At 69.3% G+C, this 25,040-nt stretch carries 19 protein-coding genes; 15 read left to right on the forward strand and 4 right to left on the reverse strand.

From position 1 onward, the window contains the following. The first annotated feature begins 182 nt into the window (after nucleotides 1-182). Nucleotides 183-1,547: an APC family permease gene (locus OG395_RS46060; protein WP_327248240.1), complete on the forward strand. Its 1,365-nt coding sequence runs from the start codon at nucleotides 183-185 to the stop codon at nucleotides 1,545-1,547. Nucleotides 1,548-1,785: 238 nt separating this feature from the next. Here the strand turns inward: OG395_RS46060 and OG395_RS46065 are convergent, their stop codons facing one another. After that, nucleotides 1,786-2,985 carry an IS110 family transposase gene (locus OG395_RS46065; protein WP_327243526.1) on the reverse strand — a complete coding sequence of 400 codons (1,200 nt, stop codon included), beginning with the start codon at nucleotides 2,983-2,985 and terminating at the stop codon, nucleotides 1,786-1,788. A gap of 261 nt (nucleotides 2,986-3,246) precedes the next feature. On the opposite strand from OG395_RS46065, the gene OG395_RS46070 reads away from it, so the two are divergent. The 7 genes from OG395_RS46070 (at nucleotide 3,247) to OG395_RS46100 (ending at nucleotide 11,762) form a co-directional block, all read left to right on the forward strand. Continuing rightward, nucleotides 3,247-4,407, forward strand: a complete 1,161-nt coding sequence (locus OG395_RS46070; RefSeq protein WP_327248241.1) for an RNA-guided endonuclease InsQ/TnpB family protein — start codon at nucleotides 3,247-3,249, stop codon at nucleotides 4,405-4,407. 187 nt (nucleotides 4,408-4,594) lie between these two features. After that, complete coding sequence (locus OG395_RS46075; RefSeq protein WP_327248242.1) at nucleotides 4,595-6,256, forward strand: IS1182 family transposase; 1,662 nt, start codon at nucleotides 4,595-4,597, stop codon at nucleotides 6,254-6,256. A 617-nt stretch (nucleotides 6,257-6,873) separates the two neighbouring features. After that, the gene (locus OG395_RS46080) at nucleotides 6,874-7,770 is read left to right on the forward strand and encodes an ABC transporter substrate-binding protein (RefSeq protein WP_327248243.1); all 897 of its coding nucleotides are present in this window, start codon (nucleotides 6,874-6,876) and stop codon (nucleotides 7,768-7,770) included. A gap of 1 nt (nucleotide 7,771) precedes the next feature. Then, nucleotides 7,772-8,752 (forward strand): amino acid ABC transporter permease, encoded by a 981-nt coding sequence (locus OG395_RS46085; protein ID WP_327248244.1) that lies wholly within the window; start codon nucleotides 7,772-7,774, stop codon nucleotides 8,750-8,752. 17 nt (nucleotides 8,753-8,769) lie between these two features. Beyond that, nucleotides 8,770-9,522, forward strand: a complete 753-nt coding sequence (locus OG395_RS46090; protein WP_327249676.1) for an amino acid ABC transporter ATP-binding protein — start codon at nucleotides 8,770-8,772, stop codon at nucleotides 9,520-9,522. Next, the gene (locus OG395_RS46095) at nucleotides 9,519-10,748 is read left to right on the forward strand and encodes a M20/M25/M40 family metallo-hydrolase (protein ID WP_327248245.1); all 1,230 of its coding nucleotides are present in this window, start codon (nucleotides 9,519-9,521) and stop codon (nucleotides 10,746-10,748) included. Before OG395_RS46090 ends, OG395_RS46095 begins: the two co-directional genes overlap by 4 nt. Before the next feature lie 93 nt (nucleotides 10,749-10,841). Next, nucleotides 10,842-11,762 carry a MurR/RpiR family transcriptional regulator gene (locus tag OG395_RS46100; RefSeq protein ID WP_327248246.1) on the forward strand — a complete coding sequence of 307 codons (921 nt, stop codon included), beginning with the start codon at nucleotides 10,842-10,844 and terminating at the stop codon, nucleotides 11,760-11,762. 317 nt (nucleotides 11,763-12,079) lie between these two features. Here the strand turns inward: OG395_RS46100 and OG395_RS46105 are convergent, their stop codons facing one another. After that, nucleotides 12,080-12,733 (reverse strand): class I SAM-dependent DNA methyltransferase, encoded by a 654-nt coding sequence (locus OG395_RS46105; protein ID WP_327248247.1) that lies wholly within the window; start codon nucleotides 12,731-12,733, stop codon nucleotides 12,080-12,082. Nucleotides 12,734-12,961: 228 nt separating this feature from the next. Here OG395_RS46105 and OG395_RS46110 point away from each other — a divergent pair, with 228 nt between their 5' ends. Further along, nucleotides 12,962-13,597 carry a LysE/ArgO family amino acid transporter gene (locus tag OG395_RS46110; RefSeq protein ID WP_327248248.1) on the forward strand — a complete coding sequence of 212 codons (636 nt, stop codon included), beginning with the start codon at nucleotides 12,962-12,964 and terminating at the stop codon, nucleotides 13,595-13,597. Between the two features lie 64 nt (nucleotides 13,598-13,661). Here OG395_RS46110 and OG395_RS46115 read toward each other — a convergent pair whose 3' ends face one another. Next, on the reverse strand, nucleotides 13,662-15,521 hold the full coding sequence (locus OG395_RS46115) for a serine hydrolase (RefSeq protein ID WP_327248249.1): 1,860 nt from the start codon (nucleotides 15,519-15,521) through the stop codon (nucleotides 13,662-13,664). Nucleotides 15,522-15,703: 182 nt separating this feature from the next. Here OG395_RS46115 and OG395_RS46120 point away from each other — a divergent pair, with 182 nt between their 5' ends. The 5 genes from OG395_RS46120 (at nucleotide 15,704) to OG395_RS46140 (ending at nucleotide 20,719) form a co-directional block, all read left to right on the forward strand. Then, entirely contained in the window at nucleotides 15,704-16,813 is a 1,110-nt protein-coding gene (locus tag OG395_RS46120) for an NAD(P)H-dependent flavin oxidoreductase (protein WP_327248250.1), read from the forward strand. Beyond that, nucleotides 16,810-18,360: an acyl-CoA synthetase gene (locus OG395_RS46125; RefSeq protein ID WP_327248251.1), complete on the forward strand. Its 1,551-nt coding sequence runs from the start codon at nucleotides 16,810-16,812 to the stop codon at nucleotides 18,358-18,360. Before OG395_RS46120 ends, OG395_RS46125 begins: the two co-directional genes overlap by 4 nt. A gap of 341 nt (nucleotides 18,361-18,701) precedes the next feature. Then, nucleotides 18,702-19,037 carry a VOC family protein gene (locus OG395_RS46130; RefSeq protein WP_327248252.1) on the forward strand — a complete coding sequence of 112 codons (336 nt, stop codon included), beginning with the start codon at nucleotides 18,702-18,704 and terminating at the stop codon, nucleotides 19,035-19,037. 105 nt (nucleotides 19,038-19,142) lie between these two features. Beyond that, nucleotides 19,143-19,442, forward strand: coding sequence for a hypothetical protein (locus OG395_RS46135; RefSeq protein ID WP_327248253.1), 300 nt, complete (start codon nucleotides 19,143-19,145; stop codon nucleotides 19,440-19,442). A 170-nt stretch (nucleotides 19,443-19,612) separates the two neighbouring features. Then, nucleotides 19,613-20,719 (forward strand): calcium:proton antiporter, encoded by a 1,107-nt coding sequence (locus tag OG395_RS46140; protein WP_327248254.1) that lies wholly within the window; start codon nucleotides 19,613-19,615, stop codon nucleotides 20,717-20,719. Nucleotides 20,720-20,809: 90 nt separating this feature from the next. Here OG395_RS46140 and OG395_RS46145 read toward each other — a convergent pair whose 3' ends face one another. Further along, on the reverse strand, nucleotides 20,810-23,221 hold the full coding sequence (locus tag OG395_RS46145) for an acylase (protein WP_327248255.1): 2,412 nt from the start codon (nucleotides 23,219-23,221) through the stop codon (nucleotides 20,810-20,812). Nucleotides 23,222-23,371: 150 nt separating this feature from the next. Between OG395_RS46145 and OG395_RS46150 the strand changes: the two genes are divergently transcribed. After that, nucleotides 23,372-24,877 (forward strand): acyl-CoA synthetase, encoded by a 1,506-nt coding sequence (locus tag OG395_RS46150; RefSeq protein ID WP_327248256.1) that lies wholly within the window; start codon nucleotides 23,372-23,374, stop codon nucleotides 24,875-24,877. Nucleotides 24,878-25,040 lie beyond the last annotated feature (163 nt).

Below are 25,040 nucleotides of genomic sequence, written 5' to 3' on the forward strand. Positions count from 1 at the left end.
TCGTGAGTATTGACAGGCGTTTTTCGCCTCCTCTATAACGAGGCCTCATCGACTGTCATGTCCGCGCCCACCCTGAGGGGAACGCCATGTCATCCCAGCCACAGATCCCAGCCCCGCCCTCCTCGGACCCTTCGGACTCCTCGGGATCGGCGGGTGCGTCCGCCCCGGCACTGCCGAAAAAGATGAGCTGGTTCGACGGATTCGCGATGTCGCTGACCATGCCGGCGGCGCTCATCGCCTCGCTCGGCGCCTCCATCGGCGGACTCGGCGCCTGGGGTGCGATCGCCCTGTGGACGGCCTCGATGGTGCTGGCCACCGCGACGAACTGGATCTACACCGAGATGGCCGCGATGTTCCCCGATTCCTCCGGAGGGATCGCGCACTATGCGACCGAGGGCTGGAAGAAGCGGGCGCCCGTGGTGGGTCCGATCGCGAGCATCGGCTACTGGTTCCCCTGGACGACGGCCCTCGCCGTCTACTCCGGACTCATCGGCTCGTTCGTCCAAGCCCAGTGGTTCCCCGGCCAGGACTGGAGCGTGGAGTTCGGGCCGGTGAAGGTGGACTTCCCCATAGCCGTGGGCCTGCTCGTGATGCTGCTGCTGTTCGGCGCGGCGATGATCGGCCTGCACGTCGCCATGTGGGTCGTCTACGTCACCGGCGGTGCGCTGCTCGTGCCGCTCGCTGTGTTCATCGTCCTGCCGCTGTTCTCCGGTGACTGGAGCGCGCAGGGCCTGCACTGGAATCTGCACGGCGCCGCGGGGCTGCGTGAGGCGCTGGTGTGGCTGTACGTCATGGCGTGGACGTCGTTCGGTGTGGAGGTGTGCGCGACCTTCGCCCCCGAATACAAGGACACGGTGCGCGACACCTCCCGAGCCCTGCGCGCCGGTGTGCTGTTCTCCCTCGGTGTGTTCATCCTGCTGCCACTGACCCTGTCGGGGTACGTCGGCGAGAAGGCCATCGGCGAGGAGCCCACCACCTTCTTCATCGGAGCCTTCCAGGACCTGGTGGGCGGCGCCTCCGACCTCATGGTGGTCTTCCTCGTCGCCTCGCTGCTGCTCATCATGATCACCGGTCTCGCGGACGGTTCCCGCGTGTTGTACGAGATGGGCAAGTCGGGGCTCACCATCAGGCAAGTGGGGGTGCTGAACAAGCGCGGTGTGCCGGCCCGGGCGTTGCTGGTGGCCCTGGTGCTCAATGTCTTCGTGCTGACGGTGCTTCAGACCCCGCTGGCCATCATCGTCACGGGCAACCTGGGATACATCCTCGTCCATGTGCTGGCGGTCTCCGGCTTCGCGCTGCTGCGAAGGGACCGTCCGGACGCCGTGCGTCCCATCAGGCTGCCCCGGTTCTTCGTGCCCCTGGCCTGGACGCTGGCCGGGTTCCTCACCGTGGTGCTGGTGGTGGGCGCGACCGGCTTCTCCATCACCGGATACGGCGGCTACACAGAACTGGGAGTGGCACTCGCCGTTCTGGTCGTGGCGGTACTGCTGTGGCTGTACCGGACCAAGGTGCAGGATCGGCACCTCACCGACGACCGCCCGGCCTGACCCGGCTGGCGCACAGGCTTCGGGCGAGCCGCCGGAAGCAGGCGTGAAGCGGACCCGCTGGCCGCGGAATCATCGCGATGGTGCTGTCGGACGCCCCGCTCTCGCCTGATTTCTCCCAGGATGCCCCGGCCTTCGGGTCGGGGAGGAATGGGTCTTTGGAGCGGAGCCGTGAAGTGGTGGAGTTCTCTGCGTACCTGCGGTGACCTGTGCTTTCGGGTGTTGATGCTCCTATTGGCTGTCAAGCGGCGGTTAGCCAGTCGCGGTAGGCGTTGGCGAGGGTGTCGTCACGGCGGGTGCCGCGTTCGATGCAGGAGATGACTGCGGGCCAGACGTTGAAGTGGTGGGCGGCGGCGGTGAGGGTGATTTTCTTGGCCTGGCGCGCGGGTCGCAGGTCGGCGATGGCGGGGACGGCCACCGCTGTGGTGAGGCAGCGGAAGACTTCCCGGGCGATCGCGCGTTTGAGGAGTCGGATGATCTCTTTCTTGGTCCGTCCGGCTTCGGTCTGCCTGGTCACGTAGTCGCGGGTGCGGCCATCGCTGGCCATCCGTACGAGGGCTATCCGGTAGAGAGCGGCGTTGGCGGCGCGGTCGCCGCCCCGGGAGAGACGGTGGCGGTTGGTTTTGCCGCTGGAGGCGGGTACGGGGGCGGCGCCGCACAGGGCTGCGAAGGATGCCTCGGTGCGCAGGCGTTCAGGGTTTCCGCCGGCTGTGACAAGGAGCTGGGCGGCGGTGTCGGGGCCGACGCCGTAGGCGGCGCGCAGGCCCGGATTCTGCTCGGTGACGGCGGCGTCCAGTGCCGCGGTGAGTGCGTCGTGCTCGGTGGTGAGGGCCTGGACGCGCTGGGCGAGGCTCTTCAGTGCGGTCAGGACGGCGACATGCAGCTGGTCGCCGGTGGGACGCAGGCGGGCGAGGGCGTTGATCTGCGTCTTGCCGTGCAGGGCACGGTACTTGGCGCGGATGCCGTCCGGGGCGGTGATGAGGATGTGGCCGATCTGGTTCAGGGTGGCGGTGCGGGCCTTGATCGCGGACCGGGCTGCGTTGTGGAGGGCGCGTATGCCGCTGACGGTGTCATCCTTCGGCGCGGCTGCCGCCCGTCCGGACAGGGCGGCGCGGGCGGCCGCGTAGGCGTCGATCGGATCGGACTTGCCGATCCGGCGGCGTTCGGCCTTGTCGGGCCGGTTGACCTCCACCACTGCCAGGCCCGCGTGGCGGGCGGCACGGGTGAATCCGAGGCCGTAGGAGGAGGTTCCCTCCACTCCGACGGCGGTCACGGTGCCGTGTGCGTTGAGGAACGCGATCGCCGCGGCGAAGCCGGCGGTCGTGGTCGGGAACTCGGCGTCGGTGACGTGGCCACCGTGGTCGGTGACGACCGCCACGTGGATCGTGTCCTTGTGGGAGTCGACTCCTCCGTACACGGTCTCGTGCGCTGTGTCCGTCATGCCCGCTGCTGTCATGCTGAAGGTGCCTTCCTAGCCGGAGGTGGCGCCCGGCCGGGTGGGGCAGACAGGACATTGAGGGGGCTTCTGACCAAGCTCCTATCAGGTCATGTTCCACCTGGCCGGAGCCATGAAGAACGGGTCCCGGCAGCCGGACAGAACAACCGGAGGACAGCCCAGCAGGGCGTCAGTCAGTGGTGGAGCCACGACCACCGGAACCCACTTACGAGTATCAATGTCAGTGGTCGGGGTTAGGTTGGAGGGGTGAAGATTGTGGTGCAGGTGAAGCTGCTGCCGTCGCCCGAGGCGGCGGCGGTTTTGGCTGTGACCCTGCCTGCGTGCAATCGGGCGGCCGATGCCGTATCGGTGGTGGCTTACGAGACGGGCACCACGTCCCGCAACGCGTTGCAGAAGCTGGTCTACGCTCGTGTGAAGGCCGAGTTCGGGCTCGCTGCCCAACCGGCTGTCCGCACGGTGAAGAAGGTTGTTGACGCCTACGCGACGTTGCGTGCGAACATCCGGGCCGGGAACCTCGGCCCCGAGGGATCGAGGCGGCGCAGGCGTGCGGAGTCGAAGCCGGTTGTCTTCCGTCCCGATGCGGCTCAGCCGTATGACGACCGGATCCTGTCGTGGCAGCACGACGCGCAGACCGTCAGCATCTGGACCGTGGGCGGGCGGATCAAGGGCATCCGGTACACCGGGCACCCCGGCCAGTTGGCGATGCTGGCGAAGTACCGGCGAGGCGAGTCGGATCTCGTCCACCGTGACGGGAAGTGGTTCCTCATCGCGGTGTGCGAGGTCCCCGAAGCGCCGCTCAACACCGACCCGTTGGACTGGATCGGCGTGGACCGGGGCATTGCCAACCTTGCCACTACGTCCGACGGGGACAACTACCAGGGCCGCCGTCTTGGCCGGTACCGGCGCTGGCACGCCCGCAAGCGCGCCGAGCTCCAGGCGAAGCAGACCCGCTCTGCCACCCGGCGCGCCAAGCGGCGGGTCAAGCGTGAGTCCCGGCATGCCGCGCACATCAATCACAGGATCAGCAAGGAGATCGTGGCCGTCGCACAACGCACCGGACGCGGGATCGCCCTCGAAGAACTGAGCGGCATCCGTGACCGGGTACGGCCTTCCCGCGACCAGCGGGCCACGCTCTCCTCCTGGCCGTTCCACCAGCTCGAAGAACACCTGCGGTACAAGGCCCGGCGGGCCGGGGTGCCGGTGATCGCGGTGGACGCCCGCTACACCTCGCAGATGTGTCCGCGTTGCGGACACACAGCGAGGCACAACCGTCCCACCCGGGACGCCTTCTCCTGTCGTCGGTGCGGGCTCGCCGGCCCCGCCGATCACGTCGCCGGGGTCAACGTGCGCAACCGTGCACGCTCGGCGTGGGTTCTCGTCAACGGACCCGTACCACAAAGGGCTTGACCTCCCTGGCTGGTGGATGCGACCCGTGACCGCCCTGTCGTAGGGGGCAGTCGGGAGCGCGACAAGGCGTAGACGACCGAGCCAACAAGCTCGGTCGTTTACGACTCCGTTGGGAAATCCGCAAACCGGCTTCGTTGGCTTGCCGGGGTTGGCATGATCGTTCTGTTCGTCGGAGCGAGGGGGCTGGGTGTCGCTGGAGTTTCGGGACGACCGTGGGGTGCCGGAGCTGACTGCTCGGGTCGTGCGGGCGTCGTTTCCGAAGGGGACGCTGGCTGTCCGGGTGCGCGAAGTGCTTGGCCCGCTGTTCGAGGACGAATCCTTTGCTGAGGCGTTCGCAACGCGGGGACGTCCGGCGGTGTCACCGGGAGCACTGGCGCTGGTGTCGGTGCTGCAGTACGCCGAGGGCCACACCGACCGGCAAGCCGCTGACCAGGTGCGGGCCCGGATGGACTGGAAGTTTCTCCTCGGCCTGGAACTGGACGACCCGGGGTTCGACTTCTCTGTCCTCAGCGACTTCCGCGCCCGGCTGATCGAGCACGGCTTGGAGGAGAAGGTCCTTGACCTGGTCCTGGATCGGATCTCCGGCCTCGGGCTGCTGCGTTCCGGGGGGCGTCAGCGTACCGACTCCACCCATGTCCTCGCGGCCGTGCGGACGCTGAACCGGATGGAGTTCGTCGGCGAAACGCTGCGGGCGGCTCTGGAGGCGCTGGCCGCAGCCGCTCCGCACTGGCTGTCCCCGCTTGTGACCGCCGAGTGGGTGAAACGCTACGGGGCCCGGATCGACTCCTACCGCTTCCCCAAGGGCGACAATGTGCGCCAGGAGTGGGCCGAGCAGGTAGGCCGTGACGGCTTCACCATCCTGGGGGCCGTCCACGCGCCCGAGGCCCCGCGCTGGCTGCGGGAGATCCCCGCCGTCCAGGTCCTGCGCCGGGCCTGGGTGGAGCAGTACCACCGCGATGGTGAGGGGGTGCGCTGGCGGGAGGGCAAAGACCTCCCGCCGGGCAGACGCCGACTGTCCTCGCCCTATGACCCCGAAGCCCGCTACAGCGTCAAGCGGGGCTCAGGCTGGTGCGGCTACAAGACTCACCTGAGCGAGACCTGCGAGCCCAACGCCCCGCACCTGATCACCCATGTCGTCACTACGGACGCCACCGTCGCCGACACCGAGGTCACCGAGGTGGTCCACCAGGGCATGGCCGCACGTGAACTGCTGCCCGAGGAGCACGACGTGGACGCCGGCTACGTCACCGCCGCCCACATCCTGGCCGCCCGCAGGAAGCATGGCATCGAACTGCTCGGGCCGGTCGGCCTGGACACCCACCACAGCGGGCGCGATGCGCAGACACCGGACCTGACCCAGGCCGCCTTCCACACGAACTGGGAGGCCAGGAAGGTCATCTGCCCCCGGGGAGCAGCCAGCGTCAGCTGGTCCGAACAACGCAAAGCCAGCGGAACCCCGCTCGTCCGCGTGCACTTCGCACTCACCGACTGCGACCCATGCCCTCTGAGACCGAGGTGCACCAAGGCAGCCAACGGCAAGTGGGGCCGCAGCCTGACCCTGCTGCCCCGAGAACAGCAGCAGATCCTCGAACAACGACGCGCAGAGCAGCAAACCGACGCGTGGAAACAACGCTATGACACACGAGCCGGAGTGGAAGGCACCATCTCGCAAGCCGTCCGCCGCACCGGCATCCGCCGCACCCGCTACACCGGACTACCCAAAACCCACCTCGGCAACGTCCTCGCCGCCACCGCGATCAACATCATCCGCCTCGACGCCTGGCTCACCGGCACCCCACTCCGCAAGACCAGAACCTCCCACCTGGCCCGCCTCGAACTCGCCGCTTAAAACCACGGACACGCAACCGGTTTGCGGATTTCCCAACGGAGTCGTTTACGGCCGAGAAGTTGACTGGGTTCACCGTTCCTCACCAGTGTGCGTGAGTGAGTGGTGGACCCACTGTTGCGTGCTGGGCGCATCCCGAACGGTGTTGGATGCGCTGGGTTCCCACTTTCGCTTCCCGCTCGGCGACGGTCCTCCAGGGGGCCGGTCCGTTGCGGGTGGGCGGGTTCCCTCACGCCCGCGCCCGCGCCGCCGGCCCCGCCCGCGCGGGCGGGTGGGCCGTCGGCTGCCGCGGTCGACGGCCTGGCGTTGCGGGCGGTGTCTGTTACAGATCGACTGATGTTGCCGCGAACTGAAACGCGAGCAGCTCTGAGTCGGCCGTTCACGAGGCTGCCCTGACCGGGGGACATCTGCGGATCAGTGAGTGCGTCGCCTCGCGATGCGCCGTTACCGACATGTAATAGACGTTACAGTAGAGCGCGATCCTGCGTCGTGTGTAACGTGCGGGAAGTCCGTCGGCGGTGAATTCCAACCGCACGACAGTTCCGCGAGAGGGGTCCGTGTTGCACACTCACCCGATCCGCCGCGCCGTTGCGGCAGGTGCATTGTTGATCACATCGGCCATGACCGTGTCCGCGTGCGGCAGCGGCAGCACCGACAGCGAGGCCGCCGCTCCCGCGGTCGACGCCACCGTCGCCGGTGTGCACATCACCAGGGATGCGAAGCTCCATGCCGCGCTTCCTGCCGACGTCAGGTCCGCCGGCACGGTCAGAGTCGCCACCGACGTCCCGTACGCGCCGTTCGTGATGTTCGTGACCGAGGGCAAGCCCGAGCTCACCGGCCTCGACTACGACCTGGGGCAGGCGCTCGGAGCCAAACTGGGGGTGCGATTCGCCTTCACCGCCCAGAAGTTCGACGGCATCGTTCCGGCCATTCAGGCCGGCAAGTTCGACGCGGTCATGTCGGCCATGACCGACACCAAGGAGCGCCAGCAGGTCCTGGACTTCGTGGACTACTCCGTGTCCGGCTCGGGCATCCTCGTCACGAAGGGGAACCCGGACCACATCTCCCGACTCGACGACCTGTGCGGCAGGAAGGTCGGTGCGGAGGTCGCCACCCATCAGCTCGACGTACTCAAGGCCCACCAGCCCGCGTGTGCGAAGGCGGGCAAGGGCCCCATCTCCATCCAGACATTCCCGAAGGATTCAGACGCGCAACTCGCCCTGCGGTCAAGGAAAGTAGCAGCCGACCTGCTGACCAAGCCGGCCGCGGGCTGGACCGCCAAGACTGCCGACGGCGGCCGGGCCTTCGCAGTCGTCAATGACCCTGCGGCGGCCGGCGGCTACGAGGCCACCCCCAACGGGATCGGCGTCACCAAACGCCTGCCCGGGCTCACCGACGCCATCCAGAAAGCCGTGCAGGCGCTCATCGACGACGGGACGCTCCGCAAGATCTGCGCCAAGTACGGTGTCGCGTCCATCGCGGTGAACGAAGCCACCAAGAACGCGGCGGTGTCCTGACATGACAGCCATGACCCCCGCCGGGACCATGAAGAGCGTTCCCGCACCGACCGCGCCCGCCCCGGACACCCTGACCGCCGTGCCGGTCCGGCACTGGGGCCGGTGGCTGGCCGCAGCGGCAGCCGTCACCGCCCTCATCGGCCTCATCGGCTCCCTGGCCGGCAACAAGAATCTGCACTGGGACATCGTCGGACGCTACGTCTTCGCCGACCTCGTCTTCAGCGGACTGGTCACCACCTTGTGGCTCACCGCGGCCGCCATGGCGATCGGGCTCGGCCTCGGCGTCCTCGTCGCGGTGATGCGGCTGTCGTCCAACCCCGTACTCCGCGCCCTGGGAACCGCCTTCGTCTGGGTCTTCCGCTCCACGCCCCTTCTCGTCCAGATCATTTTCTGGGGATACGCGGGCGCGCTCTACCAACAGGTGCTGATCGGCATCCCGTTCACCCACATCACGTTGCTGCAGGCCGACACCAACGCCCTGCTCACGCCCACGGTCGCCGCGCTCCTGGCGCTGGGGCTGAACGAGGCGGCGTACGCGAGCGAGATCGTCCGCGCCGGCATCCAGTCCGTCGACCCGGGGCAGACGGAGGCCGCGCACTCGCTCGGCATGAGCCCGTCCCTCACCACCCGGCGCATCGTGCTGCCCCAAGCCATGCGGGTCATCATCCCGCCACTGGGCAACGAGACCATCAACATGCTCAAGATGACCGCGCTGGTCTCGGTGATCTCCGCCCACGACCTGATGTCCAACATCCAGGACGTGTACGCGCAGAACTACCAGGTCATCCCCATGCTCGTCGTCGCCTCCATCTGGTACCTGATACTCGTCACGGCCCTGAGCCTGCCGCAGTCCTGGCTGGAACGCAGGTACGGGCGCGGCATGGCCCCCGCAGCTGCCGTCGGCCCGCTGCAACGCCTCGTCGCCGGAGCCCGGCTGAGCCTGTCCCGTACCACCCCCGCACCGACCGGATCGAAGGGATGAAGACAGTGGAGACGCCGATGGTGCACGCCGAGGGCGTGCGCAAACACTTCGGGAAGGTCGCCGTGCTCCAGGGCATCGACCTGACGGTGGGACGCGGCCAGGTCTGCTGCCTGCTGGGCCCCTCCGGCTCCGGGAAGTCCACGTTCCTGCGCTGCATCAACCACCTGGAGAAGCTCGACGGGGGCAGGCTGTCCGTCGACGGTGCGCCGGTGGGCTACCGGCAGCAGGGCAACCGGCTCCACGAGCTGAAGGAGCGCGAGATCGCCCGCAGCCGCCGGGACATCGGGATGGTGTTCCAGCGGTTCAATCTCTTCCCCCACATGACGGCGGTGCAGAACGTCATGGAGGCACCCGTGAAGGTCGCGGGCGCCACCAGGGCCGAGGCCCGCGAGGACGCCCTGCGCCTGCTGGACCGCGTCGGCCTCGCCGATCGCGCCGACCGATACCCTGCCCAGCTGTCCGGCGGCCAGCAGCAGCGTGTTGCCATCGCACGGGCCCTGGCGATGAAACCCAAGCTGATACTTTTCGACGAACCGACGTCCGCCCTGGACCCGGAGCTGGTCGGAGAAGTTCTCGACGTCATGCGCCAACTGGCGGCGGAAGGAATGACGATGGTGGTCGTCACCCACGAAATCGGGTTCGCCCGCGAAGTCGCGGACACGGCCGTCTTCATGGACGGTGGCGTCGTGGTCGAAGCGGGCGCCCCGCGGCAGGTACTCGGCGACCCGCGGCAGGAACGCACCCGCGCCTTCCTGTCGAAGGTCCTGTGAGCACCCCCGTGCGGCAGCAGGGCACAGCGGCACGCACCGCGGCCCTGCTGCTCCCCGGCGCCGTCGCCCTGCACGACCGCTATCTGGCGGAGCTGGAGCACCTCGTCTCCATCGACTCCGGCTCGTACAGCCCCGACGGAGTCAATCAGGTCGCGGCATGGACCGTGCGGCGCCTGACGTCCCTGGGCTTCGCGGTGGACCGTGTCCCCGTCACCGCCGAAGGCCGCGACACCCGTTTCGGTGACCTGGTCGTGGGCCGGCTGCGCGGACAACTGCCCGTGGAGCGTGGCGGAAAGTGCATCCTGCTCGCCGGACACATGGACACCGTGTTCGACGACGGAACCGCGGCGGACCGGCCCTTCCGCCGAAGCGGGCCACTCGCCCACGGTCCCGGGGTCAGCGACGACAAGGGAGGACTCCTGGCCGGGCTCACCGCCGTGGAACTCCTGCTGCGCCGAGGGATGCTGGACTTCGCCGAGCTCGTCTTCCTGGCCACCCCCGACGAGGAGGTCGGTTCCCCGGCCAGCCGTCCGGTGACCGTGTCCCTCAGCCATGGCATCCACTACGCGCTGGGTCTGGAATGCGCCCGGGAGAACGGCGACCTCGTCGTCGCCCGCAAGGGCGTGGCGGACCTCGTGATCACCGTGACGGGGCGGGCCGCGCATGCCGGAATTGAACCGGAGCGCGGAGCGAACGCCGCACTGGCCGCCGCACATCTCCTCATCGAATGCCAGCAGATGAACGGGCGCTGGGGTGACGTCACCGTCAACGTGGGCATGATGAGGGCGGGCAGCCGCATCAACATCGTCTGTCCCGAGGCGGAGCTTCATGTGGAGGTAAGGTCGTCGACGGATGCTGGCATCCGGCACGCCCGTCAGGCGATCGAGGCGGCCGCCGCGAATCTTTCCGTACCCGGCGCCACCGCCACCGTCCGGCAGACCGAAGCGATTCCGGCGATGGAGGACACCCCAGCGGCCCGCGCCATGCTCACCCATGCCCTGGAGGCCGGGAGGGAACTCGCCATCGACCTGGGTGCCGCAGCGACCGGCGGCGTCGGCGACGCCAACACCATCGCCGGAGCCGGTGTCCCCACCCTCGACGGCCTCGGTCCGGTCGGCGGCGGCGACCACGGCCCGGACGAGTGGCTCGACGTCACGACCGTTCCGCGCCGTGTGGCTCTGCTGGCAGCCCTGATCGTGGCACTCGGCGACGCCGGAGGCCACTGACCGGCGCCCCGGACGCGGCCCGTCGTCCGTGCGGACACAGCTCGGGGCCGGGCGCCGCGTAATCTGAACCCCTTTGGAAAGGTGGCCCGGCCCATGTCCTCACTTGCCGAAGAGATCCGGCATCGCATCGGTGATCTCAGTCCCGCCGAACGCAAAGTTGCCCGGGTGCTGCTCGCGGGCTATCCGTCGGCAGGCTTCGAGACCGTGGCAACGCTCGCCGAACGGGCCGGCGTGAGCGCCCCCACGGTGATCCGATTCGTGAACAGGCTCGGCTACAAGGGTTTCCCCGACTTCCAGGCGGCCCTGCGGGAAGAGCTCGACGAGCGCAGCGCCTCGCCGCTGGCTCTGTACAGCACCCGCGGGTACGGCACCACCCCGCCCCTGGTGCAGGAGGACGACGGCTCCGGAACGGCGCGTGCCGGCAGTGGCCAGGACGTCTTCAGTGCCGAGGTGGCCCGTACCCTGCGCGAGCTTCCCCCGCACGACGTGGAGGCCGCAGTGGCACTGCTCAGCCACCCCAAACGTCGGATCGTCCTCGTCGGAGGCCGGTTCACCCACCTGCTGGCGCAGTATCTCGGCCTGCATCTGATGCAGTTGCGGGGTGAAGTGGTGATCCTGCCGGACCGGGACGTGGAGAGGACCGCGGTGCTCGCGGGGCTGGGCAGGCAGGACGTCCTCGTGGTGTTCGACTACCGCCGCTACGAACCGGACAAGATCGTCATCACGGAGATGGCCAGGCAGTGCGGCAGCAAGATCGTCCTCTTCACCGATGCCTGGCTGTCGCCGGTGACCCATCTCGCCGATGTCGTCCTGCCCAGCCGGGTTGCGGAGCCGTCGCCGTACGACAGCATGGTGCCGACGCTGGCCACGGTCGAGACGGTTCTCGCGGGCGTGCTCGCACAGCTCGGCGAGCAGGGGCGTGTCCACCTGGAGCACAGCGAGAACGTCGCCCGGCAGGCCGGGATCCAGCCGGTCGACTCCAAGCCGGAGGCCCCGGAGGCGGCCGGGAAATGACAAATAGTCACAGGTCATTTCCGGGCCAGGAGCTGGATCACGAGGCGCTGGTGGTCCCCAGTTTTCGGAGCAACCGTCCGGCGCCTGTACCGCGGACGGCGAGGGAGCGGAGGTCTGGATCGGCCGGTCCACCGAGGGCAGCCGCAGGACGGCCGACTTCCCGCTCTTCTCGTCGCTGCGGTGGAACACCACGTGGCGTGGCCCGCATTGACTGCTGCCGGGCTGCAACCATGTGCTGCTGAGACTCTTCGCCGGCCCAGAGAGGGCGGGCCTGTCCCCGTGGCCCCCGTTGGACATGGGGACGGGCCGGGCAACGACTACGGATGCGCCGGTTTGCGGACCATGAGGAACGCCTGGGGGCCTGCGTCCTTCCAGCCGGCCTCGCGCACGAGCCTGGCGTCCACGAGGAGTCCGGCCCGATTCAGGAGCTCGGCCACACGCTCGGGTTCCAGCCAGTAGACGTCGAGCGCCAGTGCATGGCCGTACGCGTGGTCCAGATGCCGGATCTCGTTCCCGGCCTTGAAGGCCAGCAGCAAATGGCCGCCCGGGGCCAGCACCCGGTGGAATTCGGCGAACACCTCGGGCAACAGCTCGGGCGGGGTGTGGATGATGGAGTACCAGGCGACGATGCCGCCGAGACTGCCGTCGTCCAGGTCGAGGGCATTCATCGAACCCACGTCGAAACGCAGGTCCGGGTACGTCTTACGGGCCACCGCGACCATCTCGGGCGACAGGTCGATGCCGCGTGCGGTCAGTCCCAGGGACTGCAGATGTCCCGTCACCCGCCCGGGCCCGCAGCCGATGTCGGCGACCGGTCCGGCATCGGAGGCCTGTACGAGTTCGACGAACGCGGCGAGCATCGCCCGGTCCAGCGGCCTGTGTCCGAGTTCCGTTCTCAGGAGCTCGGCGTAGTCGGCCGCGACGGTGTCGTAGGACGCCCGGGTGGTACGTACGTAGGTGGGTTCGGTCATGACCGAGGAGCGTAGCGGCTCGGTAGCGGCCCAACGGATCGCAGCACGAAGTCCCCATGCCGATGCGGCCGCACACCCGAAAAAGAAATGTGTTGCTCCCGCTCCCGCACGGCCCGACCATCTGCTCATGAACTCGATCACCGCCCTCACGCCGACGACCCCTGCCACTCGACCGGTGCGGGGCCAGCAGCAGTCCGGCCGACCACGGGGGCCGATTCTTCTCCCCGCGTGAGCGCTGCCCTGGTCGCGGGGCTGCTGGCCGGCTTCGGCATTGCCATGCCGGTCGGAGCGGTCGCGACCTATCTGGTGGCTCTCACCGCACGGACCTCCCTCAAAACCGGCGTCGCCGCCGCGCTCGGAGTCGCGACGGCCGACGGCCTCTATGCGCTGATCGCGGTCGTCGGAGGCTCCTCACTCACCGGTGTCATCGAGCCGGTCGCCCTGCCGCTGCGCTGGGCCTCGGCCCTGGTGCTCGTCGTCCTGGCGTTACGGAGCGTCACTATCGCGATCGGCCAGTACCGCAAGCGGCATTCGGTGTCCGGGTCCGACCGGACCCCGCTCAGCCCCGCGCGCGCCTATCTGGGGCTGACGGGGATGACCCTGCTGAACCCCACCACCGTCGTCTACTTCACGGCGTTGGTGCTGGGCAGCCGGGCGACCGCCGCCGCCCCGGACCGACTGGAACAGTCCGTGTTCGTCCTCGCCGCGTTCGCCGCGTCAGCCGGCTGGCAGTTGCTGCTGGCCGGCGGGGGAGCGCTGCTCGGTCGCGTACTGACCGGCGGCCGGGGGCGGCTCGTCACCGCCCTGGCGTCCTCCGTGCTGATCACAGCGCTCGCCGTCCATCTGCTCGTACCGGCGTCCTGACCCGCAACCAACCCGTCGAACCAGCGGCTGCCGGCCGGTCCGAACCGGCCGGCAGCAGCCGCTCTCAGTCGGCGGACACCGTCCACCCGTTCGCCTCGATGCGCCCGACGTCGCCCGACCTGCCGTCGTCGAAGACGGTCCGGCCGTCGTCCTCGACCCGGATACCGTCCACGTACACCCCGCGCCCGACGTACAGCTGATCGGTGGTGTACCGCCACCGCAGCCGCACCTCCTTGCCCCGCCAGGCGGCCAGGTCCGCGTCGAGACGGTGCCAGACCCGGCCCGACCAGCCGGAGACGGAGCCCGCCGGATGCGGTTCCGGCTCCGCCCGGTGGGAGCCGGACGTCGTCGCTGTGGTGGTGAAGGGCACCGGCTGCCAGGTCGCCCCGGCGTCCGACGAGGCCTCCAGGAAGAGGTAGTCGGAGCCCGGCTCGGTGTCCCACCACACCGCGCAACTCAGCGCGGCACGCAAGGACGCCGGACGCAGAGCGGGCAGTGCGAGCGTGGCGGAGGCGGCGCTCGCCATGCCGGAGAACCAGGCGGTACGGCCCCGGGCGGGGTGCACCGCCACCGCCCGCGCCATCTGGTTCGCGGTGGCGACCCGAGGTGCACTGCCGGAGCGCCATGTGCGAACCGGATGAACGGAGTTGCCGAGCACGATCAGGAACGAGTCGGTCGTCGGATCGAGGACCAGGCTCGTCCCGGTGAAGCCGGTGTGTCCCGCTGTGCTCGGGGTGGCCATCGCCCCCATGTACCAGTGCTGGTAGAGCTCGAAGCCGAGCCCATGGGCATCTCCGGGGAACGCGGTGTTGAAGTCGGTGAACAGGAGGTCCACCGAATCCTGGGCGAGGATCCTCGCGCGTCCGTAGACGCCGCCGTTGAGCAGCGTACGGGCGAGGACCGCGAGGTCCCAGGCGCAGGAGAACACTCCGGCGTGGCCCGCCACCCCGTCCAGACTGTACGCGTTCTCGTCGTGCACCTCGCCCCAGACCAGCCCGCGGTTCAGGCCGGACCAGGGCAGCCGGGCGTCCTCGGTGGCGGCGATCTTCGGCTTCCAGGCGGCGGGCGGGTTGTAACGAGTGCGGTGCATCCCGAGCGGCGCGGTGATCTCCTCGCGGAGCAGCACATCCTGGGTGCGTCCGGTGATCTTCTCCAGGACCAGTTGCAGCGAGATGAGATTGAGGTCGGAGTAGAGATACACCGTGCCCGGCGGATTGGCCGGGACCTCGTTCCACAGCAGCCGCAGCTTCCCCTCCCGGGTCGGCTCCTTGTAGAGCGGGATCCAGGCGCGGAACCCCGAGGTGTGCGTGAGCAGCTGACGGATCGTGATGCCCTGTTTGCCGCCTCCCGCGAAGTCGGGCAGATACGAGGCGACCTTCGCCTCCAGTTCCAGTGCCCCGCGCTCGATCTGCTGCACGGCCAGGATCGAGGTGAACAGCTTCGACACCGACGCCAGGTCGAAGACCGTGTCCTCGGCCATCGCGATCTGCTGGTCGGCCGGGAACTCCACTCCGGTGTCGGTCTTGTCGTCGTACGCCGCGTACCGCACCGCCTTGCCGATCGGCCGGTGCAGAGCCACCGTGCCTCCGCGTCCGGCGAGCAGCACCGCGCCCGCGTACCACGGATGTTTGGGGGAAGCGGAGAGGAACCGTTCCGCCTCTGTGACCAGTTGGTCCAGTGGTCCCTGCAACAGCCCGGCGCGGGCGGCGGAACCGCGCCGCAGCGTCGGCCGCCCGCCGGCAGCCACATCCGAAGCGTCCACGGCGCTTGCTCCCGACGCCCCCGACGTTCCAGCCCCCGATTCCATGGCCGACGCCGTCTCCGCGAAAGGAATCGGTGCCAGGGCGAGTGCTCCGCCCAGTGCGAGCATCCCACCGCTCAGCCTGCGTCGGCTGATCCCTCTGCCGGTCGCGTCCTCGGTCATCCGGAACCCCTTCCTACCGGTTGAAAGTAACTTTCGTCATTCAGTCCTACGATGAAACTTCCTGCCGCCGCAGAGATTACTGTCACCCCTGCCGTCCCGGAGGCCCCCGGCGCCACCAAGAATCTGACACTGCATCAGAAAATCTCTTCCTTCGGATGTCCGACTGCGGCATCCTGCCGCCCATGGAGACGGAGCTGAGCAAGAAACTGGGAGTCGAGCACGCCATCTTCGGCTTCACGCCCTTCCCAGCGGTGGCCGCGGCGATCACCCGGGCCGGCGGATTCGGCGTACTCGGCGCGGTGCGCTACACAGCCCCCGACGACCTGGCACGTGACCTCGACTGGATGCAGGAGCACACCGACGGCAAGCCGTACGGCCTCGACGTCGTCATGCCGGCGAAGAAGGTGGAAGGGGTGACGGAGGCCGATGTGGAGGCGATGATCCCGGCCGGACACCGCCAGTTCGTCCAGGACACCCTCGCCAAGTACGGCGTCCCCGAACTCGCCGAGGGCGAGGCATCCGGCTGGCGCATCACCGGGTGGATGGAGGAGGTCGCCCGCAACCAGCTCGACGTCGCCTTCGACTACCCCATCAGGCTCCTCGCCAACGCCCTCGGCTCGCCCCCCGCGGACGTCGTGCAACGTGCCCACGACCGGAACGTCCTCGTGGCCGCCCTCGCCGGAAGCGCCAAGCACGCCCGGCACCACGCCGACGCGGGCATCGACATCGTCGTCGCCCAGGGGTACGAAGCGGGCGGTCACACCGGAGAGATCGCCTCCATGGTCCTCGTCCCCGACGTCGTCGACGCCGTGGGACCCCTCCCCGTCCTCGCCGCCGGAGGCATCGGCAGCGGACAGCAGATCGCCGCCGGGCTCGCCCTCGGCGCCCAGGGCGTCTGGCTCGGCTCGCTCTGGCTGACCACCGAGGAGGCCGACCTCCACTCCCGTGCACTGACCCGCAAACTCCTTGCCGCGGGCTCCGGCGACACCGTCCGCTCGCGCGCCCTCACCGGCAAACCCGCACGCCAGCTCCGTACCGAATGGACCGACGCCTGGGACGACCCGTCCGGCCCCGGCCCCCTGCCCATGCCGCTGCAGGGACTGCTGGTCGCCGAGGCCGTCTCCCGTATCCAGAAGTACGAGACCGGCGCACTGCTGGGCACCCCCGTCGGCCAGATCGTCGGAAGGATGAACACCGAACGCAGCGTGCAGGCCGTCTTCGACGACCTGACCCGCGGCTTCGAACGCGCCGTGGACCGGATCAACCGCATCGCCGGACGGAGCGCCGCATGAACCTGCCGCCCAACGGCTTCTGGGCCCAGGCCATCGCCGACCCCTGCCGTACGATCCTCGTCGCCCCCGACGGCGAGACCTGGACCGCGGGCCGGCTGCACGCCGCGGCCAACCGCCTGGTCCACGGGCTGCGCGCGGCCGGTCTCCGGCAGGGCGACGCGTTCGCCGTCATACTCCCCAACGGCGTCGAGTTCTTCACCGCGTACCTCGCCGCCTCCCAGGCGGGGTTCTATCTCGTCCCCGTCAACCACCACCTCGTCGGCCCCGAGATCGCCTGGATCGTCTCCGACTCCGGCTCCAAGGTGCTGATCGCGCACGAGCGGTACACCGCCGCGGCGACCTCCGCCGCCGACGAGGCGGAACTGCCCGTGAGCCGCCGCTACGCCGTCGGCGCGGTCGACGGCTTCCGCCCGTACGCGGAACTGCTCGCGGAACAGTCCGACGCACCGCCCGAGGACCGAAGCCTCGGCTGGGTCATGAACTACACCTCGGGCACCACAGGACGCCCACGCGGCATCCGCCGCCCGCTCTCCGGCAAGCTCCCCGAGGAGAGCCATCTCGGCGGCTTCCTCGGCATCTTCGGCATCAAGCCGTTCGACGACAACGTCCATCTGGTCTGCTCGCCGCTCTACCACACCGCCGTGCTCCAGTTCGCGGGCGCCGCCCTGCACATCGGGCACCGCCTCGTTCTGATGGACAAGTGGGCGCCGCAGGAGATGCTGCGGGTCATCGACGCGCACCGCTGCACCCACACGCACATGGTCCCCACCCAGTTCCACCGCCTCCTCGCCCTGCCCGACACGGTGAAGGAGCGGTATGACGTCACCACGATGCGGCATGCCATCCATGGCGCGGCCCCCTGCCCCGACCACGTCAAACGCGCCATGATCGACTGGTGGGGCCGGTGCGTCGAGGAGTACTACGCGGCCAGCGAGGGCGGCGGCGCGTTCGCCACCGCCGAGGACTGGCTGAAGAAGCCCGGCACGGTCGGGAAGGCCTGGCCGATCAGTGAACTCGCCGTCTTCGACGACGACGGCAACCGCCTCCCGCCCGGCGAGCTCGGCACCGTCTACATGAAGATGAGCACCGGCGGCTTCAGCTACCACAAGGACCGGACCAAGACGGAGAAGAACCGCATCGGAGACTTCTTCACCGTCGGCGATCTGGGCGTCCTCGACGAGGACGGCTATCTCTTCCTCCGCGACCGCAAGATCGACATGATCATCTCGGGAGGGGTGAACATCTACCCCGCCGAGATCGAGGCCGCGCTCCTCAGCCACCCCGCGGTCGCCGATGCCGCCGTCTTCGGCATCCCGCACGCCGACTGGGGTGAGGAGGTCAAGGCGGTCCTCGAACCGGCCGAAGGACACCCCCCGGGCGACGGGTTGGCCGCCGAGATCATCACCCACTGCGCCGAGCGGCTCGCCGGGTACAAACGCCCCAAGAGCGTCGACTTCATCGACACGATGCCGCGCGACCCCAACGGCAAGCTGTACAAGCGGCGACTTCGCGACCCGTACTGGGAGGGGCACCACGGGGCCCTCTGAAGCAGGTGACTTCGAACTCCGGCCGTGAGGTCTGGACGGCTGCATGATCCGAGGTGTGGCGTCCGGCGGACGCCGAGGGTGTGGCGACGGACTGGATTCACGGGGAGTCCGGCACCATTCGGCCGCCGCGGCCCGTTGTTACTGACCGGCCGCAAGGCGCTGGTCACCGCCGTGGCCGGCATCGGCCCCGTGGGCGCCTTCGATCCGCGCACGTGGTGCACCCGGCCCCCAGGCCCCTGTCTTCGATCATCCTCGGGTCGCCACGACTTCTGTGGCGGTAGTCGCCTCGGACGACGGCGTCACTGCCGGGCTCTCTTCCCGGCGTCGGGTACCGTTCAGCCGTGATCAACGGCGCGCACGTCATCATCTACAGCCAGGACGCTGAGGCGGATCGCGCCTTCTTCAGGGATGTTCTGGGGTTTTCGCACATCGATGCCGGTGAGGGCTGGCTCATCTTCAAACTGCCTCCAGCCGAGGTAGCAGTCCATCCCGCCGATGGATCGTCACACGAGTTGTTCCTGATGTGTGATGACGTCCAAGCGACGGTCGATGAGCTCTCGGCGAAGGGGGTCGAGTGCGCCGCGGTCACCGACGCCGGATGGGGACTCAAGACCGGGATCCGGCTGCCGGGCGGTAGTGAGCTGGGACTCTACGAGCCGCGCCACACAAAGGCTTAGAGCGTATGTGAAGGGCTGGTCGTCGCCTCGATTTGCTTGGATGATCGGCGGTGTGGGGCTGTTCGTGTACGGGAGACGGACGCCTGTGGTCAGCAGGAGGGGCTCATGGCATGGTTCATCGGAGCTGGAATGCTCGGGGGATTGCTGCTGATCGCCTTGGGCACGGCATCGATACGCACGGGTTGGACGCTGCCCTGGGTCGGCCACCGAGTCACCCGGCCTTCGGTCTACGGACTCGGAGCGCTGCTGGTGGGCGTGCCCTGTGTGATGCAGGGCTTGTTCTACTTTGGAATCGCGCCGATCCCGTCATGGGAGGTGCGCTTCTTCGGTGCGAACGCTCTTACACTCTCCGGGCTGGTCCTCATCGGAGTCGGTCAGATGCGGCCGTGGCGCCGTAGGGAGTAACTGTCTGGTGTCACCGTAAGAGTGCCCGGCAGTAGGCGTCGCGGCGTCGCGGCCCCGATCATTCCGACGGATCAAGCCCCCGGACCAGCCTTCATGAACAGGGTCTGAACGTCGGCGGCCCCGCACCGTCCGCCGAGCGCGCTCCGGCCACCTCTGGCAGCGTGTGGCTCATGAAAACGAGCGCGACGGTCCGGTCCCTGGCTACCCAGTGGACCGTGGTCGTGCCGATCGTCGCGGCGCTGGCGCTGCTGTTCAGTTGGGGGCGGGTGCTGCCGCCCTTCGCCGTCGCCGTCGTCGCGCTCTGTCTCGCGGGCGCCGTGCTCGCCGCCGTCCACCATGCCGAGGTGATCGCCCACCGGGTCGGCGAACCGTTCGGCTCGCTCGTCCTGGCCGTCGCCGTGACCGTCATCGAGGTGGCTCTGATCGTCACCCTGATGGTGGACGGGGGCCCCAAGACGTCCGCGCTCGCCCGCGACACCGTCTTCGCCGCCGTGATGATCACCTGCAACGGCATCGTCGGACTGTCCCTGCTGGTGGGCGCGGTGCGTTCCCGCGTCGCTGTGTTCAACGCCGAAGGTTCCGGCGCCGCCCTCGCCACCGTCGCCACCCTCGCCACCCTCAGTCTGGTGTTGCCGACCTTCACCATCGGCAGACCTGGCCCCGAGTTCTCCACCGCACAGCTCACGTTCGCCGCCGTCGCGTCCCTCCTCCTGTACGGGCTGTTCGTCGCCGTACAGACCGTCCGGCACCGCGAGTACTTCCTGCCGCTCACCCAGGACGGCCGGCTCAAGGAGGACGAGCAGCAAGCGGCGCTGCCCGGCCGGGGCGCCACCGCACTCAGCGTCGCCATGCTGCTGATCGCGCTGGTCGCCGTCGTCGGCGACGCCAAGTCCGTCTCGCCGACCATCGAGTCCGGCGTGGAGGCCGCCGGGCTGCCGCAGGCGGTGGTCGGTGTTGTCATCGCCCTGCTGGTGCTGCTGCCCGAGACCCTCGCCGCAGTCCGGGCCGCCCACCGCGAACGCGTGCAGACCAGCCTCAACCTTGCCCTCGGGTCGGCCATGGCCAGCATCGGGCTGACCATCCCGGCCATCGCCCTGGCCTCCATCTGGCTGTCCGGACCGCTTCATCTCGGCCTCGGCGCCACCCATATGGTGCTGCTCGCGCTGACCGTGGTGGTCGGTGCGCTGACCGTCGTACCGGGACGGGCCACGTTGCTCCAAGGTGGCGTCCACCTGGCGATCTTCGCAGCGTTCGTCGTCCTCGCGATCAGCCCCTGACCGCATGCGATGACCGGCCCCTGACCGTCGGCAGCGAGCGGCCCCTGACCGCCCGGAAGCGGTCAGGGGCCGATGTGCCTGCGGCGCGTGTTACCGGTGCTCGTGCACCCGCACCACCCGCAGCGCCGGCGAGCGCGCGATGTCCTTCTCGCAGAACCGGGATGTCACCCAGCGCTCACCCGAGAAGAGCTCGGTCTGGTCGCTGTAGTGCGGTGAGTTCGGGTTCGAGGACTGGGAATACGTGAGCAGGGTGCGGGCCACCGGGCACGAGGAGCCGTCCCAGCCGACCGCCTGGATGTAGCTGGAGCCGACCGAGACCTCCGTGTACCCGCCGGCCGCGGCGTCCCACACCGGTTCGGTCTTGTTCCAGACACCGAGGGCCTCCGTACCACCGCCGACCGGGATGCGCTTCCCGTTCCGCACGACCACCTGGTTCGCACCCAGCGGCGCGTCCGGAGCGATCCCGGCCGCCCGCAGGTCGGCCACCGCATCGGCGAGCGCCGTGGTGACGCGCGGCGCCGCGGTGTTCAGCGTGTGCGGGGTACCGACCGGGTCGGTGGGGGAGAAGGGCACCTTCCAGAGCTCGGCCGCCGGCACCGCTGTGGCCCTGCGCCAGAACCGGTCGAAGAGAAGTGCCCCCCGGCTGCCGGTGTCGAACTTCCGATCCCAGCGTGCAAGCACGTCGCACGCCGCCGACACATCGACCGCCCTGCCGTCGCTGCCGGCTGCGGTGCCGCCGGGCAGCGCCGCACAGGCGCGCGCCAGGTCGGTCGCTGCCCGATCACCGGCAGGGGCGCGGTTCGCGTACTGCTGTTCCTGCAGGTCGCCGACTGTCAGGCGGCCTTTCGCCGCCATCGCCGACACATCCTCGATCGCGCCGCGGGTCCGCATCGAGCGAGGCGTACCGATGGTGCCGAAGACCCGTTCGTAGCCGGTCAGCGGTGCGTCGGCGTTGGTCAGCCAGGCGCTGTCGTTGGAGTTCTCGACGTACGGAGCATCCTTGACGGTCGGCATCCGGCCCGGCCCGAAGATGCCCGGCTGCACCGCGTCCGGGTCCGAACCGAGCGCGCAGTCGCTCCTCGAACCGTCCAGCACAGCGAGCCCCGACGACGGATACGTCGCTCTGCCGAGCGGGGTGGAGCACCGCTGCGCGAGATCGTCCGTGATCCGCGGCAGCACCTGCGACTGCGAGAAGAACGAATGGCCCGCGGAATCGGCGGCGACGGTGTTCACCCAGGGCAGCCCTTGGGTACGCCGCAACGAGGCCTGGATGTCCGCGGTGCTGCGTGCCTTGCTGAACCCGAGACCCGTGTCCGCGGACCGCAGGTTCGTGGCGTTCGGGTCGTTCAACGCATACGCGGTCGTCGCCGTCCAGGGCAGCGGCAGCCCGGCACCGAGGGAGGTGACGACCGGACCGTACCGGGTCCACCACTGGGTCCGGGTCACCGGGGCGCCGCCCTTCACCCCGACCGAGACCGTGCGCTTCGCCATGCGCTCCGGCTTGCCCTCCACCAGATACGCGGTCGGATCGGCCGGATCGAGGGTCAGCTGATGCAGATTGAGGGTGACACCCGTGGCGACCGTGTGGCTCCAGGCGATGTTCGCGTTGTGCCCGATCGACACGGTCGCCGAGCCGAGCAGCGAACCGCCCGCCACGTTCAGCTCCCCCGGGATGGTCTGCTGCGACTGCCAGAACCGCCGCCCGCCCTGCCACGGGTAGTGCGGATTGCCGAGCAGCAGCCCTCGCCCGTTCGCCGTCGTGCTGCCCCGGAACGCGACCGCGTTGGAGCCCATGTCGGCGTTCTGCGTGGACAGCAGCCGCTGCGCCGCCTTCGCCGCCTCAGCCGGTGGAACACCGGGCGACGCCGGTGCGCCCGTGGGCGGCTGCGCCGCCGTGATGCCGTCGATCCCGCGGCCCTGACCGCCCAGCACGGACAGCGCGAAGGCGCGGGTCGCGACATCCAGCATCGTCACCGGCCGCACCCAGTCGGCTCCCCGGCAGGCCGGATCGCTGATCCGGTTCTGCTTCAGCCAGGCGTTGTAGCCCGCCGCCCAGCCGCGCTCCAGCTCCTTCACGTCAGAGCTCTGCCCCTCCGGGGCGGGCACTGTCAGCAGCTTCTCCACGGTGCCGCTGTCCTGGACCCCGCGGAAGTAGAGATCGCTGGAGAGATTGCTCGTCGCGGAGGACAGCGAACCGTCCGGAGCCGCGTCCGGACCGAAGTACCGCGACCGCTCGCCGCGCAGCGTCACAAAGCCGTCGGCGAGCGTGCACACCTGGTCGGCGGCCTGCGCCCACCCGTTGCCGAACCCGAGATCCGCGTAGTCCTTCGCCACGATGTGCGGAATGCCGTACTCGGTGTAGCGGATCACGGCGGACAGACCGCCGCCCGACGGATGCCGGGTGTGCGAGGCGTCGGCCACGGCCGCAGGCACGGACGCCGATACGGTGAACAGTGCGAGACCGGACACCGCGAGAAGTCTCAGACGGTTACGGAGGGGCAAGGGTCCTCCCAACTGCGCGGGTGAGAAAGGCGGTTGCTCGGATGTTCCGAGACGCCACGCGCAACTCAGCCAGCACGCGCGTACCGCTGTCAACAGCGGTGCAGATATCAGACCCTTGACCACCCGGTCCCGGCCGCCCAGGATCACGCCATGACAGGTGTACGCAGCTCCACAGTCGACGGCGTCGTGACCCGCAGCGCACGGCGCACCCCCGAGCGCACCGCCGTGCGGTACGCCGACCGGTCCTGGACCTACCGGACGCTGGACACGGCAGTCAGCACCGCGGCGGCCGTCCTCCTCGCCGACCACGGCCTGCACCCCGGCGACCGGGTCGCTTCCTACGCGCACAACTCCGACGCGTACCTGATCGCGTATCTCGCCTGCGCCCGCGCCGGGCTGGTCCATGTGCCGGTCAACCAGAACCTCACCGGTGACGACCTGACCTACATCCTGGAGCAGTCGGGCAGCGCCCTCGTCCTCACCGACACGGCACTCAGCGACCGCATTCCGGCCGGATTCGCCGTACGGCCGCTGCGCGACGCACCGGACTCCCTGCTCGACGCGCTCGCCACCCCGCGCCCCTTCACCCCCGAGCGCGAACCCGCCGCCGATGACCTCGTGCAGCTGCTGTACACCTCGGGTACCACCGCGCTGCCCAAGGGCGCGATGATGACGCACGGCGCCCTCGTCCACGAGTACGTCAGCGCGATCACCGCCCTCGACCTGCGCCCCACCGACCGGCCCGCCCACTCGCTGCCGCTCTACCACTCCGCGCAGATGCATGTGTTCCTGCTGCCCTACCTCGCGGTCGGGGCGGAGAACACCATCCTCGACGCGCCCGAAGCGGGCCGGATCTTCGACCTCGTCGAGGCCGGGCAGGCGGACAGCCTGTTCGCGCCGCCCACCGTCTGGATCGGGCTCGCCAACCACCCGGAGTTCGCGACCCGTGAGCTCGGCGGGCTGCGCAAGGCGTACTACGGCGCGTCGGTCATGCCGGTCCCGGTACTGGAACGGCTCCGCGAGCGGTTGCCCGCGCTGGCCTTCTACAACTGCTTCGGACAGAGCGAGATCGGTCCGCTCGCCACTGTTCTCGGACCCGCGGAGCACGAGGGCCGGATGGACTCCTGCGGCCGGCCGGTGCTCTTTGTCGAAGCGCGGGTTGCCGACGAGCACGGCAAGGAGGTCCCTGACGGCACGGCGGGCGAAGTCGTCTACCGGTCACCGCAGCTGTGCAAGGGCTACTGGAACAAGCCCGAGGAGACCGCCGAGGCGTTCCGCGACGGCTGGTTCCGCTCCGGCGACCTCGCCGTCCGTGACCCGGAGGGCTTCTTCACGGTCGTCGACCGCGTGAAGGACGTCATCAACTCCGGCGGTGTCCTGGTCGCCTCCCGCCAGGTCGAGGACGCCCTCTACACCCACCCCGCCGTCGCCGAGACAGCCGTCGTGGGGCTGCCCGACGAACGCTGGATCGAGGCCGTCACCGCCGTCGTCGTGCTGCGCGAGGACGCCACCGAGCAGCAGCTTCTCGACCATGTACGGGAACGGCTCGCGCACTTCAAGGCCCCGAAGAAGATCCTCTTCGTGGACGAGCTCCCCCGCAACGCGAGCGGAAAGATCCTCAAGCGCGAGCTCAGGGACCGGTTCGCGCAGCCGTGACCCCCTGAGGGCCCTTCCGGAAGAAGGGCCCTCAGCGACGATCGCACCGCAGCGGATGTCGAGACGGACCCCGTCATCGCGGCGGTCCGAGCGGACGCCAGGAACCACGCGGTGCTCGCGACGGCGGCGAGGACGGGTGACCGGCCCGAGGGGCGGTGACCGG

Origin of the sequence: Streptomyces sp. NBC_01320 (genome assembly GCF_035974375.1) — a bacterium.
Lineage (GTDB): Bacteria > Actinomycetota > Actinomycetes > Streptomycetales > Streptomycetaceae > Streptomyces > Streptomyces yanii.